We start from the raw sequence: 14,483 nt of genomic DNA, 5'->3' as shown, positions 1-14,483 counted from the left end.
CAGGAGCGCTGGCGCCAGCGGGCCGCCGAGGGGGCGTCCGCGGGCTGCTCGGGCAAGCACCCGCGACGCTCAGGGCCGAAAGTCCTGCACGTCTCGGCGCCGTGTCGCACACTTGGATCAGTCCCTGATCATCGAGTGAGAGCGAGCCGCATATGGCGACCCAGGACAGCCCAGCCCCTACGGGCCCCGCCCGCAACCGCGCCTGCCCCGACGACCTGTGGGCCGTTGGGCAGCGCGCCACCGCCCGAGCCCGCCGCTGGGCCGACGCCTCCGCCCACGAGCCCGTCCCGCGCAGCGCCTCCCTCCTGGCCGGCATCCTCGCCGACCCCGATGGCCTCGAGTTCACCACCCGCTTCACCGACGACGTCGTGCGCCCCACCGACCTCGACGTCGCCGGGGCCGCGCTCGCCCGCCTGGCCGCCAAGCGCACGAGCTTCCTGCCGAAGCTGCTCGGCGCAGCCACAGGCGTCGGTGGGCGCGTCGCGCGCCTCGCCCCGCGCACCGCCGCCAAGATCGCCCGCCGCACCTTCCGCGAGCTCGTCGGCGACCTCGTCGTCGACGCCACCGAGGCCAATCTCGGACCCGCGCTCGCCCGCCTGCGCGAGGGCGGCAACCGCCTCAACGTCAACCTCCTGGGCGAGGCCGTCCTGGGGGAGAAGGAGGCCGAGCGCCGCCTCGCCGCGGTCATGGGCCTCGTCATGCGCGACGACGTCGACTACGTCTCCATCAAGGTCTCCGCCGTCACCGGCCCCCACAACCCCTGGGGGCACGAGGAGACCGTCGCCCACGGCGTCAAGGCCCTCACGCCCCTGTACCGCGTCGCCCGCGACCACGGTACCTTCCTCAACCTCGACATGGAGGACTACAAGGACCTCGATCTGACCATCGAGGTCTTCACCGCCATCCTCGGTCAACCCGACCTGCGCGACTACGAGGCGGGCATCGTCCTGCAGGCCTACCTGCCCGACTCCCTGGCCGCCATGGAGCGCCTCCAGGACTGGGCCGCCGCCCGCGTCGCCTCCGGCGGAAGCCGGGTCAAGGTCCGCATCGTCAAGGGCGCCAACCTGTCCATGGAGCGCGTCGATGCCGAGATCCACGGCTGGGAGCTGGTGACCTGGCCCAGCAAGCAGGCCACCGACACCCACTACAAGCGGATGCTTCAGTGGGCCATGACCCCTGAGCGCCTGGCCAACATCCGCCTGGGCGTGGCCGGCCAGAACCTCTTCGACATCGCCTTCGCCTACGAACTGCGCGAGGCCCGCGGCGCCCAGGACGACGTCGAGTTCGAGATGCTCTCCGGCATGGCCACCGGCATCGCCGAGGTCGTGCGCCGCGACGTCGGCCAGCTCCTCCTGTACGTGCCCGTGGTGGACCCCGGCGAGTTCGACGTCGCCATCTCCTACCTCGTGCGCCGCCTCGAGGAGAACGCCGCCCCCGAGAACTTCATGTCGGGCGTCTTCGACCTCGCCTCCGACCCCGCAGTCTTCGCTCGTGAGCAGCAGCGCTTCCTCGACGCCCTTGCCGACCTCGACCCCGGCGCCCCCGTGCCCGCGCCTCGCCGCACCCAGGACCGCCTCGCCGAGCAAGGAGCCCCCGTTCCCGGGCCGCCCGCCCCGGGCCCCCTGCCCGAGTACGCCCCCACCCCCGACTCCGACCCCGCCCTGCCCGCCAACCGCGAATGGGCGCGCCGCATCGCGGCCGCCATCCCCGGCTCGAAGCGCGGCATCGACGACGTGCGCTCCGGCGAGGCCTTCCTGGCCACCATCGAGGATGTGGACAGCGCCATCGCCGGGCTCACGAGCGCGCAGAAGGCGTGGGCGGCCCGACCCGTCGCAGAGCGCGCCGCCATCATCGACCATGCCGGGGACGTCCTCGCCTCCCGCCGGGCCGAACTCATCGAAGTGGCCGCCGCCGAGACCGGCAAGACCATCGACCAGTCCGACCCGGAGGTCGGCGAGGCCATCGACTTCTGCCGCCACTACGCGCGGATGGCCCTGGAGCTGGCCGATCCCGACTACCTCACCGGCGCCCGCTTCACCCCCGCTCGGGTGACCGTCGTCGCCTCGCCCTGGAACTTCCCACTGGCCATCCCCACCGGGGGAGTCGTGGCCGCCCTGGCCGTGGGCAGCGCCGTCGTCCTCAAGCCCGCCCCGCCCGCCCGCCGCTGCGGCGCCGAGATCGTGCGCGCCCTCCACGCCGCCGGGGTGCCGCGGGAGGTCCTCATGCTCGCCCCCGTCGAGGATGGTGATGTCTCCCAGCGCCTCGTCACCCATGAGGGCGTCGAGCGCGTCATCCTCACCGGTTCCTACGACACCGCCCGCCTCTTCCGCTCCTGGAGGCCCTCCATGCGCCTCCTGGGGGAGACCAGCGGCAAGAACGCCATCATCATCACCCCCTCGGCCGATCCCGACCTCGCCGTGCGCGACGCCGTCGCCTCGGCCTTCGGACACGCCGGCCAGAAGTGCTCGGCCGCCTCCCTCCTCGTGCTCGTCGGCTCGGCGGGCCGGTCCGAGCGCATCGCCCGCCAGCTCGTGGACGCCACCGCCTCCCTGCGGGTCAAGGGGCCGGAGCACTTGGACTCCCAGGTGGGGCCCGTCGCAGTCCCGGATGACCCCAAGGCGCATCGGGGGCTGACGGCCCTGGGGCGCGGGGAGCACTGGGTGCTCGCCCCCAAGCATCTGGGTGGGGGCCTGTGGCGTCCCGGCGTCCGCGCCGGTGTGGCCCCCGGCAGCGAGTACCACCTCACCGAGTACTTCGCGCCGGTTATCGGCATCATGCGGGTGGATACGCTCGCCGAGGCGATCGAGGCGGTCAACGCCGTCGACTACGGGCTGACCTCCGGGCTGCAGACCCTCGACCCCGCCGAGCTCGCCCAGTGGCTCGACGGGATCGAGGCCGGCAATCTCTACGTCAACCGTGGCATCACCGGCGCCATCGTGCGGCGCCAGCCCTTCGGCGGCTGGAAGCGCTCCGCCATCGGCGCCACCACGAAGGCCGGCGGTCCCTCCTACCTGCTCGGCCTGGGGGAGGTCTCCCCGGAGGAGGGCGCCGAGGTCGAGGTTGAGAGCGGTTCACTGTCCGACGTCGATGAGCGCGTCGCGGGGCTCTTCGAGGCTGTGCGCCACGAGCTCGTCCGCGCCGACGCCGCCTGGCTGCGCCGCGCCCTCGCGGCCGATGCCGCCGCCTGGCAGGAGCGCTACGGCCGGGCGCTCGATGTCACGGGGCTGGTCTGCGAGCGCAACATCCTGCGCTACCGGCCCACCCCCGTCATCGTGCGCTCCGTGCTCGGCGTCGAGACGGCGGACCTCGTGCGCGTCCTTGCCGCGGGCGTGCTCGCGGGTGCCGACGTGGAGCTCTCCGTGGAGGCGCCGCTGCAGGCGAGCCTGATCGCCGCAGCTCAGGCGGCGGGCGTGCGCGTGGAGCTGGAGCCCGGGGGCGTGTGGTCCGCCCGCCTGGCGGATCTGGGCACTTCCAATGCTCTGGGCGCGCGCGTGCGCATCCTCGCCCCGCGCGGCCTCCCTGAGGCCTCCGTCTGGGAGGAGGCGACGTCGTTGACCATCGGCAGTCCCGACGTCGCCCTCTACACGGGGGCGGTCACCCCCTGCCCGCATACCGAGTTGCTCCCCTTCCTGCGCGAGCAGTCCGTCGCGATCACCAACCACCGCTTCGGCACGCCCCTTGACCTCGCCGCCGGCCTCGTCTGAGCGCCCCCGGCCCGGCCCTGCGCCCTCATCCTCGCCGATCGAGGGCGCAAGGCCGGGTCGGGGCGGTTCCTGGGCGCGCAGGCGCGGCGAACCGCTCCCGACCCTCATGTCGACCGGTTTCGGTGCCGCTTTCGACCGGTCTCGGCAAGGGGATGCGGGTCCGGAGTGTGGTTCGTCCTGACGGGGCGTCGCCTTTGGAGTACGGTCGGGGCCATGCCAGTGAAGCGAGCGATGCCAGCGGTGATCCCAGCGCGGAGCCGGGCCCTGCGCCCGGGCGGCGACCTCCTGCTTAGCCGCCGCGGCGGGGCCTGACAGGCCGGCACCCCGACCGCGGCGATCCGCGTTGCCGGCCGCCGGGCGCCCAGCGCGCCCGACCGCCGCCACTGACCTCAGGAGCCCCACCATGCGCACCGCACTGCCCGCCCCCCAGCAGCCCTCCGGCATGCCCTTCGCCAAGTACCGCCCCTTCCAGGACACCGTCGTCACCGACCTGCCGGACCGGACCTGGCCCGCCAAGCGCCTCACCGCCGCCCCCCGCTGGCTGTCCACCGACCTGCGCGATGGCAACCAGAGCCTCATCGAGCCCATGGGGCCCGAGGCCAAGCGCGCCATCTTCGACCTCCTCGTGCGCATCGGCTTCAAGGAGATCGAAGTCGGCTTCCCCGCCGCCTCCCAGACCGACTTCGACTTCGTGCGCAGTCTCGTCGACGACGGCGCCATCCCCGAGGACGTCACCATCTCCGTGCTCACCCAGTCCCGCGAGGATCTCATCGACCGCACCCTGGACGCCTGCGTCGGCATCCCGCGCGCCACCGTCCATCTCTACAACGCTCTTTCCCCCCTCTTCCGGGATGTCGTCTTCCGCATGGGCAAGGACGACATCCGCGAGCTCGCCGTCGACGGCACCCGCATGGTCATGGCCCGCGCCGAGAAGATCCTCAGCGAGGACACGATCTTCGGCTACGAGTACTCCCCGGAGATCTTCGTCGACACCGAGCGCGACTACACCCTGGAGGTCTGTGAGGCCGTCATGGGTGCCTGGGAGCCGGGCGAGGACCGCGAGATCATCCTCAACCTGCCCGCCACCGTCGAGCGCGCCACCCCCAACGTTTACGCCGACCAGATCGAGTGGGTGAGCCGCCACCTGTCGCATCGCGAGCATGTGTGCCTCTCCCTGCACAACCACAATGACCGCGGTTCGGGCGTGGCCGCCGCCGAGCTCGGCCTGCTCGCGGGCGGTCAGCGGGTCGAGGGCTGCCTCTTCGGGCACGGCGAGCGCACCGGCAACGTGGACCTCGTCACCCTGGCCCTCAACCTCTTCAGCCAGGGCATCGACCCCATGCTCGACCTGTCCGACATCGATGAGGTGCGCCGCGTCGTCGAGCGCTCCACCCAGATGGACGTCCCCCCGCGCACGCCCTATTCCGGGGACCTCGTCTACACCTCCTTCTCCGGTTCCCACCAGGACGCCATCAAGAAGGGCTTCGCCGCGCGCGCCAAGGCCGTCGAGGCCAGGCGCGCCGAGGGACTCGAGGATGACGCCGCCGAGATCGCCGTGCCCTGGTCCATGCCCTACCTGCCGATCGACCCCCACGACGTGGGCCGCTCTTACGAGGCCGTCGTGCGCGTCAACTCCCAGTCGGGCAAGGGCGGGGTCGCCTACCTGCTCAAGAACAGCCACAACCTGGACCTGCCGCGCCGTCTCCAGATCGAGTTCTCCCGCATCATCCAGCGCCATACCGACACCTACGGCGGCGAGGTCGACGCGACGTTGCTCTGGCGCATCTTCGCCGACGAGTACCTGCCCATCGATGCCGTCATCCACCGCGACGGACTGGAGGACCTGGCGGCCTGGGGGCGCTTCGAGTTCAAGGGCGCCACGCTCACCTCCACCCATGATGAGGACTCGATCCTCACCGTCACGCTCACCGACGAGGGGGAGAAGCGCCTGCTCACCGCCTCCGGCAACGGACCCGTGGACGCCTTCACCTCTGCCCTGGAGCAGACCGGCGTGTCCATCCGCATCCTCGACTACGCCGAGCACGCCCTGTCCGAGGGGCGCGATGCCACCGCTGCCTCCTACGTCGAATGCGAGGTGGACGGCCAGGTCCTGTGGGGCGTCGGCCTCGACCCCTCCATCACGACCGCCTCCTTCAAGGCGATCATCTCCGCCGTCAACCGCGCTCTGCGCTGAGGCCGCCCACCGGGCGGTCCCCGGGGGCGGGGCATGGCGCGGCGCCCCGCCTCGCCCCCGGAGGGCGCGGCGCGTGAGAGGATCTGGCCCGTGCAGAGGCTCTACCGCGACGAGGCCCTCGTCCTGCGCACCCACAAGCTGGGTGAGGCCGACCGCATCATCGTCATGCTCACCCGGCACCACGGGCAGGCCCGGGCCGTCGCCAAGGGCGTGCGGCGCACCACCTCTCGTTTCGGCGCGCGCCTCGAGCCCTTCTCCATGATCGACGTCCAGCTCCATGCCGGGCGCAGCCTCGACGTCGTCACCCAGGTCGAGACCATCGACCCTTTCAGCCATCCCATCGCCACCGACTACGCCATGTTCACCTGCGCGCAGACCATGGCCGAGACCGCCGAGCGCCTCACCGAGGACGACGGCGACCTCGGCACCGGCGACTCCCCCCAGCAGTTCCTCCTCCTCTACGGGGCCCTCGCCGCCCTCGCCCGCAGGCGCCATGCCCCTGGCCTTGTCCTCGACTCCTACCTCCTGCGCGCTCTCGCCCTGGCCGGCTGGGCTCCATCGTGCTTCGATTGCGCCATCTGCGGTGCCCCCGGACCTCACACGGCCTTCCACGTCCAGGCCGGCGGTGCTGTCTGCGAGAGCTGCCGACCCGCCGGGAGTGTCACCGTCGACCCCGGAGCCATGGCGCTCATGGGGGCCCTCCTATCCGGCGACTGGCGGCTCGCCGACGCCTCGACCACCCGGGACCGGGCCCAGGCCTCCGGGCTCGTCTCCGCCTACACCACCTGGCACCTGGAGCGCCGCCTGCGGTCCCTCGCCCTCGTCGAAAGAGCCTGATATGCCTACCGCCCCCGATCCCACTACCGCGCCCGAATCCGTTCCGCTGCACCGCGATGGGCTCACTCCTCCGCTCATCGCCGCGACTGCGCTCCCCGAGCACGTCGCCCTCGTCATGGACGGCAATGGGCGTTGGGCCAACAGCCGGGGCCTGGCCCGCACCGAGGGGCATCGAATCGGTGAGGCCACCATGATGGATGTCATCGCCGGTGGCGTCGAGCTCGGCATCAAGGAGATGAGCGTCTATGCCTTCTCCACGGAGAACTGGCGCCGCAGCCCGGCAGAGGTCCGCTTCCTCATGGGCTTCGCCCGCACTGCCCTGCGCGCTCAGACTGACGATCTCAATGACTGGGGCGTGCAGGTCCGGTGGGTCGGACGCGAGCCCAAGCTGTGGAAGTCCGTCCTCAAGGAGGTGCGCCGCGCCGAGCGCATCACCGCGGGCAACTCCACCATGGTGCTCAACATGTGCCTCAACTACGGGGGCCGCGCTGAGATCGCCGACGCCGCCCGGGCCATCGGGCAGGAGATTGCCGCCGGCCGCCTCAAGCCAGCTTCCATCACGGAGAAGACGATCCAGCGCTACCTCTACTCCCCGGCCATGCGCGACGTCGACCTCTTCATCCGCACATCCGGCGAGCAGCGCACCTCCAACTTCCTCATGTGGTCCTCGGCCTACGCCGAGCTCTACTTCACCGATCTGCCCTGGCCCGAGTTCAATCGGGCCGAGCTGTGGCGGGCCTGCGTCGCCTACGCTTCCAGGAACCGCCGTTTCGGGGGAGCGATCGACGCCGTCGCGGGGAAGGCGGAGGACGGGCAGTAGCGCCCGCGCCGCCCGCCGACTCAGGGCAGCGGGCGCCCCGCCCTCATCTCACCGATGAGCTGCTCGACGACGCCTTCCAGACCGGAGTCGTCGTGGGCCCAACGCTGGCGCTCGTACCCGGCGCCGCTGGTGAGGATCCCCTGAACGAGCGCCAGGTCATCCGCGCAGCCTAGTCGTTGCGCCACCGGCTCAAGTTCGGTTGCGAGGGCGCTCAGGGACTGGCGCAGGGGCGCCTGCTCGCCGTCGGGACTCGTCACGATGGTCGCGTCCAGCCCGTAACGGGCCGAGCGCCACTTGTTCTCCGCCAGGAACCAGCGGGGCAGACGGGCCAGGGGGAGCCCCTCATCGAGCCGTTGCGAGGCGGACTCCACGAGACACTGCGTGAGCGCTGCGATCGCCCGCACCTCCAGGAGGTTGGAGGAGGCGTCGCAGATCCTCGCCTCGATCGTTCCGAAGCCAGGGGAGGGGCGCACGTCCCAGCGCAGCTCGTTGAAGCTCTTGATCGCTCCCGCCCGCAACATCGACTCCGTGAGAGCCTCCAGCCCGGCCCAATCCCCCGGCCACTCCGGCAGGCCCGCGTGGGGCAGCTGGCGGAAGATCCAGGCGCGGTTGTCCGCGTAGCCGGTGTCCTCCCCATCCCAGAACGGCGAGGCCGCCGCCAGCGATTGCAAGTGGGGCAGGTGGGCGAGCAGGTGCTCGCCGATGGGAAGGACCTTGGCCCGATCCTCCACCCCCACATGCACATGGGTGCCGAAGATGAGCATCTGACGGCCCCAGTACCGGGTGCGGTCCACCAGTGCGCCGTAGCGCTCGGACTCGGACACGCCCTGACTGGCCGGTGAGACGAAGGGATGCGTGCCCGATCCCACCAGCACGGCCTCATGCGCCTCGACGAAGGGCGCGAGCATGTCCAGGGCGATGCCCATATCCTCGGCGCATCCGGCGACCGTCCTCCGGGGCCTGCTCACCAGCTCGAGGGTGTTACGCAGCATCTCGGCATGGATCCGCCCATGGGCGGGGTGGGCGTGCGCGAACTCGGCGAGGATCTCCGGGGCGCAGGGCACGGGGCGCAGTGTCGCGGGATCGATGATCTGCAACTCCCACTCCACCCCGATGGTGGAGCGGGCCGAGGCGGCGAATCTCAGGGACATGGCGGGTCCCTCCTACGTGGTAGGGCTGTGCGCGTAGCGGCTGGCGAAGGCGGTGATGAGCGCGTTGGCGCCGGTGACGTCGGCGCTGTCGCAGCGCTCGATGACGGCGGCTCGCTCCTCGGGCGGGTAGTAGGCGCCCCCGTACTGGGCGATGCGGATGCGCATGCCCTCGGTGGTGATCTCCGGGTGGAACTGGGTGCCGTACACGTGCTCGCCCCAGCGGGCCATCTGCACCTGGCAGGTGGCGCCGGTCAGCAGGATCGTCCCGCCGCCGGGAAGAGCGCCATCGGGTCCGACGGCGAGGGAGTCGGCGTGCCCCACATAGCCCCGTAGCGCTGCGGGGAGCCTGCCCGTGACCGGGTCGGCGAGCCCGGCCTCGGTGGGCGCCAGGTGCGGCGCGCTCAAGTCCTCGCTTTGAGCGCTCGTGAGGCCTCCGCCCAGGGCGAGCGCGATCGCCTGGAGGCCGAAGCACAGGGCCAGGGTGGGCCGGTCCTCGGCCACGAGCCTCCCGGCCAGCGCCACTGCGCGGCGGCGCATCCGCTCCAGCGCCGCCAGCCCCCCGGCGGGAGGGTGGGCGGCATCGTGGGCCGGATCGGGGCGGATGCCGAAGGGGGAACCCGTGATCGTCACCGCCCAGTAGCGATCCAGGTCGATCTCCTCGGGCTCGGGGGCGCCTGCCTCCAGGAGGTGGATGGTCTCGATGCCGTGCTCGGGGTCGAGACCGCCCCACTCGATGAGGGTGGCGAGCTCGTCGTCGGCGATGGGCCCGGGCTCGCGGCACACGGCCACGAGCAGGGGGCGCGCGGGGACGGGGCTGTCAGCGCGGGGGGATCGGCCCGGGCGCTCGTCGATCATCAACTGCCTCCTGACGGCGGGGTGCGGAGCGAACAGCAGAGATCATCGCATCGATGAGCGCCGCGGGGGCGTATCCGCCCACGAGGAGGATGACGATCATCGCTCCTGGCGAGACCGGGATGATGCGGGTGATGACGACTCCGGCGATGATGCGGTGGAAGAGAATGGACGGGGCGATGTCGCCCCGCCGCGGCGCCGCGTCTGTCAGGCGTCGTCGCCCTCGGCGCGCGCCGAGCAGTCCCGGCACAGCCCGAAGAACTCCGCCACGTGCTCCATCTGGGTGAACCCGGCGGCCGTGCCCACCCTCTCGATCCAGGCCTCGAGCTCCTCTCCGGCGACCTCCTCGGTGCGTCCGCAGTTGCGGCACACGATGTGGTGGTGATGACCCACCCGCTCGCAGGAGCGGTAGAGGATCTCGCCGTCGGCGCTGCGGACCTGGTCCACCTGCCCGCTGTCCGCCAGGGCCGTGAGATTGCGGTAGACCGTGGCCAGCCCCACCTTCGTGCCCTCCGCCTCCAGGGCGGCGTAGATCTGCTGGGCGGAGCGGAACTCTGCGGTGCGCTGAAGGATCCCCGCCACGGCGGCGCGCTGGCGCGTGGCGCGGGGCCTGGCCGCCGTCGAGCCCGCGGTGGACTTGGAGGGGGTGTCGCCCGCCGTCCTGCTCACAATATGGCCTCGATTCTCATCGTCGGCGCGATCGCGCCAGTGCTCAAGGGGTACTGGGGAGCCCGGCACGAGAGCGCGCCCAGCGTCGGCCCGCCCTCATCATCTCACCGACGGGTGCCTCGGTGTGGCAATGCTCGTCACAGGCGAGGACCGCCTCTCGGCAGGCCGGGCGGGGTGTCGTCGGGGAGGCGCGGTGCTGCACTTAGACTGTCGGCACTCGTTCCCACCATCCAGGTGCGGACAACGACGGAATGATTCAGGAGACACCCGGTGGCACAGAACTCCTCCACACTCGATCGCGTCATCAACCTGGCCAAGCGCCGCGGCTTCGTGTTCCCCTGCGGCGAGATCTACGGCGGCACGCGTTCCGCCTGGGATTACGGCCCGCTCGGCGTCGAGCTCAAGGAGAACATCAAGAAGCAGTGGTGGCTGGCGATGGTCCGCTCCCGCGACGACGTTGTGGGCCTGGACTCCTCGGTCATCCTGCCCCGCGAGACCTGGGTCGCCTCCGGCCACGTGGGTGCTTTCACCGACCCGCTCGTTGAGTCCCTGCACACCCACAAGCGCTACCGCGCCGACCAGCTCATCGAGGAGTACGCCGAGCGCAAGGGCCTCGACCCCGACGCCGTCACGCTCGACCAGGTCCCCGACCCCGAGACCGGCCAGAGCGGGAGCTGGACCGAGCCCCGCGAATTCTCCGGTCTGCTCAAGACCTACCTCGGGCCCGTCGATGACGAGGCGGGCCTGCACTACCTGCGCCCCGAGACCGCCCAGGGGATCTTCGTCAACTTCGCCAACGTCATGAGCGCCGCCCGCAAGAAGCCTCCCTTCGGCATCGGCCAGGTCGGCAAGTCCTTCCGCAACGAGATCACCCCGGGCAACTTCATCTTCCGCACCCGCGAGTTCGAGCAGATGGAGATGGAGTTCTTCTGCAAGCCGGGAACCGACGAGGAGTGGCACCAGTACTGGATCGACTACCGGCGCGACTGGTACATCGACCTGGGCATCGACCCCGACAACCTGCGTCTCTACGAGCACCCCAAGGAGAAGCTCTCCCATTACTCCAAGCGCACGGTCGACCTGGAGTACCGCTTCGGCTTCGCCGGCTCGGAGTGGGGCGAGCTCGAGGGCATCGCCAACCGCACGGACTTCGACCTGTCCACCCACGCCGAGCACTCCGGCAAGGACCTGTCCTACTTCGACCAGACCACCAACGAGCGCTGGGTTCCCTACGTCATCGAGCCCGCCGCCGGCCTGACCCGCTCCATGATGGCCTTCCTCGTCGAGGCCTACCACGAGGACCAGGCCCCCAACACCAAGGGCGGGCTCGACACCCGCGTGGTCCTCAAGCTCGACGCGCGCCTGGCCCCGGTCAAGGCCGCCGTCCTGCCGCTGAGCCGCAAGGAGGAGCTCACCGGCCCCGCCAAGGCCGTCGCCTCGCGCCTGCGCCGCCTGTGGAACGTCGAGTACGACGACGCGGGGGCGGTGGGCCGCCGCTACCGCCGCCAGGACGAGATCGGCACGCCGCTGTGCCTCACCTACGACTTCGACTCCCCGGAGGACGGGGCCGTCACGGTGCGCGAGCGCGACACCATGGTCCAGGAGCGCGTGCCCTTGGAGGGCATCGAGCGCTACCTGGCCGAGCGGCTCGCCGGCTGCTGACGGCGCCCGGCATGTCGGGGCACTCCCACCACCACGGCGCCTCGCCCGTCACGGTGGGCGAGGCGCGCCGCGTGAGGATCGTGCTGGCGGCGATCATCGTGCCGATCGTCCTGGCCACCCTCGTGGGGCTGGCGCTGCTGTGGCCGGGGAAGAGCTCCCTCGTGGGCTCGCGGCCCTTCGCCGTCGGGGGGTCCTCCATGGAGACCGCCACGGTCACCTCCACCTCCGTATCCGACTGCGAGGACTCCGCCAAGGTCCTCAGCGGGATCTCCAACGGCTCACTGCTCACCGACGCCCTGTGCGCCGAGATCACCAGTGGTGAGGGCAAGGGCCTCGTCGTCCCGGTCCATATCCCGCCCGAGTCGGCGCGCGTCGCCCATCCCGGTGACTCCATGAAGGTGCTCTACACGCCCCAGGCGCTCGCCGGCGGCACCCCCTACGTCTTCGTCGACTACCAGCGGAGCCTGCCGATCGGGCTGTTGGCGGCCGTCTACCTCGTGCTCGTGCTCGCGGTGGCCGGCAAGCGCGGCGCGCTCAGCGTCCTGGGCCTGCTCATGGCCACCGCCGTGCTCATGGGCTTCATGATCCCCGCGCTGCTCGCCGGGGAGAACGCGCTGGCCGTCACCCTCACCGGCTCGCTGGCGATGATGCTCATGGCGGTCTACGTGGCGCACGGGGTATCCGTGCGCACCACCACCGCGCTGCTGGGCACCTTCGCCGGCGTCATCATCACCGTGCTGCTCGCGCTGTGGGGGACGAGCTCATCCAACCTGACCGGCGCCGTCGAGGACACCGCCCTCACCCTCAACGGGCTCGTGGGCGAGGCCGGCGTTCAGCTCGACCTGCGGGCCCTGCTCACCTGCGGGATGGTGGTGGCGGGGCTCGGCGTCCTCAACGACGTCACCATCACGCAGGCCTCGGCCGTCTGGGAGCTGCACGCCGCCAACCCCGCCATGCCCCGGGGCCGCCTGTTTACCGGTGGCATGAGGATCGGGCGCGACCACATCGCATCCACCGTCTACACCCTCGCCTTCGCCTACGCGGGCACCGCGCTCCCGCTCATCCTCTCCGCCGCGCTCATCGACCGCTCCGTGATCGACACCCTGCTCAGCGGGGAGATCGGGGAGGAGATCGTGCGCACGCTCGTGTCCTCGATCGGGCTCGTCCTGGCGATCCCCGCGACCACGGCCATCGCCACCATCCTGTGCCGCACCGGTGGGGCGGGGCAGAGCGCCGATGGCACGAAGGGCTTGGCCGGCCCGGGGGCGGCCGCCCCTGAGGGCCCGGCTCAGCCCCCCGAGACGTCCGACTCCGCCTCGCCCAGCAGTTCGGCCTGATCGGCGTCGAGCACGGGGGAGTCCAGCCAGCCATCGGGCAGGTGAGGGCGCTTCGGATGGCCCGCGCGGCCACGGGGCCCCTCGACGGTCTCGCCGGGGTAGGGCACCTGGGCGGGCAGGTGCGAGCGCATGGTCCCCAGGGCGGCGTCGAGCTCGGCCAACGAGCCCACCCGCATGAGCGCGTTGCGGGCAGCCCCGCCCACCGGGTAGCCCTTGAGGTACCAGCCCACGTGCTTGCGCAGGTCGCGCACGCCCCGGTCCTCACCCATCTCATCGGCCAGCAGCCGGGCGTGCTCGCGGATGACGGCGATGACGGCGTCGAGATCCGGGCGGGTGCGGGAGGCCTCGCCGCGCATGGCGGCGACGATGTCGGCGAAGAGCCATGGGCGCCCTTGGCAGCCGCGCCCCACGACCACGCCGTCGCAGCCGGTGGCGGCCATCATGCGTACGGCGTCATCCCCCACCCAGATGTCCCCGTTGCCCAGCACCGGCAGGCGCGTGGACTCCTTGAGCTCGGCGATGCGGGCCCAGTCGGCCTGGCCCGAGTAGTGCTGCCGGGCGGTGCGCGCATGCAGCGCGACGGCGGCGATGCCGGCATTCTCCGCCGCCCGGGCGGCATCGAGGAAGGTCTCGTGGGACTCGTCGATCCCCACACGCATCTTCATCGTCACCGGTACCTCCCGTGAGCGGCGGGCGGCCCGGACGGCGTTCTCCGCGGCGCCCACGCACTCGCGCAGGATCGCGGCGAGCAGGTCCCGCTTCCACGGCAGGGCCGCGCCCCCGCCCTTGCGGGTCACCTTGGGCACGGGGCAGCCGAAGTTGAGGTCGATGTGGTCGGCGAGGTCCTCCTCGACGAGGATGCGCACGGCTCTGCCCGCGATGACGGGGTCGACGCCGTAGAGCTGGATTGAGCGGACCCGCTCGGCGGGGTCGGTGCGTACCATGGCGAGGGTCTTCTCATTGCGCTCCACGAGGGCCCGGGTGGTGACCATCTCCGTGACGTACAGGCCTGCGGGCGCCCGCAGGCCGCCGCCGTCGGTGGGGACCGGGCCCGGGGAGGAGGGGCGCAGGGCGTCGGGGAGCGCGGATTCGGCGGCCTGGCGGCACAGCCGGCGGAAGGAGGCGTTCGTGACGCCCGCCATCGGAGCGAGGACCACGGGCATGGGCACCTCGATGGGGCCCAGGCGCAGCGGGGCGGGGGAGTGCGAAGGGGCGATCACGCGCTCATGCTGGCACGGAGTCGCCTCCCCGGGGACG

10 protein-coding genes are annotated in these 14,483 nt (G+C 71.6%); 6 read left to right on the top strand and 4 right to left on the bottom strand.

The genetic code is table 11. The annotated features are described in order from the left end of the window. Positions 1 to 152 precede the first annotated feature (152 nt). From B1H50_RS05495 to uppS, 4 genes are all read left to right on the top strand, one after another. Positions 153 to 3,704: a proline dehydrogenase family protein gene (locus tag B1H50_RS05495; RefSeq protein ID WP_080462761.1), complete on the top strand. Its 3,552-nt coding sequence runs from the start codon at positions 153 to 155 to the stop codon at positions 3,702 to 3,704. A gap of 403 nt (positions 3,705 to 4,107) precedes the next feature. After that, on the top strand, positions 4,108 to 5,898 hold the full coding sequence (gene leuA, locus B1H50_RS05490) for a 2-isopropylmalate synthase (RefSeq protein WP_080462760.1): 1,791 nt from the start codon (positions 4,108 to 4,110) through the stop codon (positions 5,896 to 5,898). 90 nt (positions 5,899 to 5,988) lie between these two features. Next, positions 5,989 to 6,735, top strand: a complete 747-nt coding sequence (recO, locus tag B1H50_RS05485; RefSeq protein WP_080462759.1) for a DNA repair protein RecO — start codon at positions 5,989 to 5,991, stop codon at positions 6,733 to 6,735. A 1-nt stretch (position 6,736) separates the two neighbouring features. Further along, positions 6,737 to 7,555, top strand: a complete 819-nt coding sequence (gene uppS, locus B1H50_RS05480; RefSeq protein WP_080462758.1) for a polyprenyl diphosphate synthase — start codon at positions 6,737 to 6,739, stop codon at positions 7,553 to 7,555. 20 nt (positions 7,556 to 7,575) lie between these two features. Here uppS and B1H50_RS05475 read toward each other — a convergent pair whose 3' ends face one another. From B1H50_RS05475 to B1H50_RS05460, 3 genes are all read right to left on the bottom strand, one after another. Beyond that, positions 7,576 to 8,706 carry a carboxylate-amine ligase gene (locus tag B1H50_RS05475; RefSeq protein WP_080462757.1) on the bottom strand — a complete coding sequence of 377 codons (1,131 nt, stop codon included), beginning with the start codon at positions 8,704 to 8,706 and terminating at the stop codon, positions 7,576 to 7,578. A gap of 12 nt (positions 8,707 to 8,718) precedes the next feature. After that, the gene (locus B1H50_RS05470) at positions 8,719 to 9,561 is read right to left on the bottom strand and encodes a glutamine amidotransferase-related protein (RefSeq protein ID WP_080462756.1); all 843 of its coding nucleotides are present in this window, start codon (positions 9,559 to 9,561) and stop codon (positions 8,719 to 8,721) included. Between the two features lie 204 nt (positions 9,562 to 9,765). Continuing rightward, positions 9,766 to 10,227 carry a Fur family transcriptional regulator gene (locus tag B1H50_RS05460; RefSeq protein ID WP_080462755.1) on the bottom strand — a complete coding sequence of 154 codons (462 nt, stop codon included), beginning with the start codon at positions 10,225 to 10,227 and terminating at the stop codon, positions 9,766 to 9,768. 270 nt (positions 10,228 to 10,497) lie between these two features. On the opposite strand from B1H50_RS05460, the gene B1H50_RS05455 reads away from it, so the two are divergent. Beyond that, positions 10,498 to 11,889: a glycine--tRNA ligase gene (locus tag B1H50_RS05455; RefSeq protein WP_080462754.1), complete on the top strand. Its 1,392-nt coding sequence runs from the start codon at positions 10,498 to 10,500 to the stop codon at positions 11,887 to 11,889. An 11-nt stretch (positions 11,890 to 11,900) separates the two neighbouring features. Continuing rightward, complete coding sequence (locus B1H50_RS05450; protein ID WP_080462753.1) at positions 11,901 to 13,226, top strand: YibE/F family protein; 1,326 nt, start codon at positions 11,901 to 11,903, stop codon at positions 13,224 to 13,226. Here the strand turns inward: B1H50_RS05450 and dusB are convergent. After that, positions 13,178 to 14,446 (bottom strand): tRNA dihydrouridine synthase DusB, encoded by a 1,269-nt coding sequence (gene dusB / locus B1H50_RS05445; protein WP_080462752.1) that lies wholly within the window; start codon positions 14,444 to 14,446, stop codon positions 13,178 to 13,180. The two genes, B1H50_RS05450 and dusB, sit on opposite strands and share 49 nt — an antisense overlap. Positions 14,447 to 14,483: the final 37 nt, after the last annotated feature.

Source organism: Actinomyces gaoshouyii (assembly GCF_002072175.1).
In the GTDB taxonomy this organism is placed as follows: Bacteria; Actinomycetota; Actinomycetes; order Actinomycetales; family Actinomycetaceae; genus Actinomyces; species Actinomyces gaoshouyii.
The sequence above is the reverse complement of the archived record's forward strand: the minus strand, read 5'-3'. Positions and strand labels throughout refer to the sequence as shown.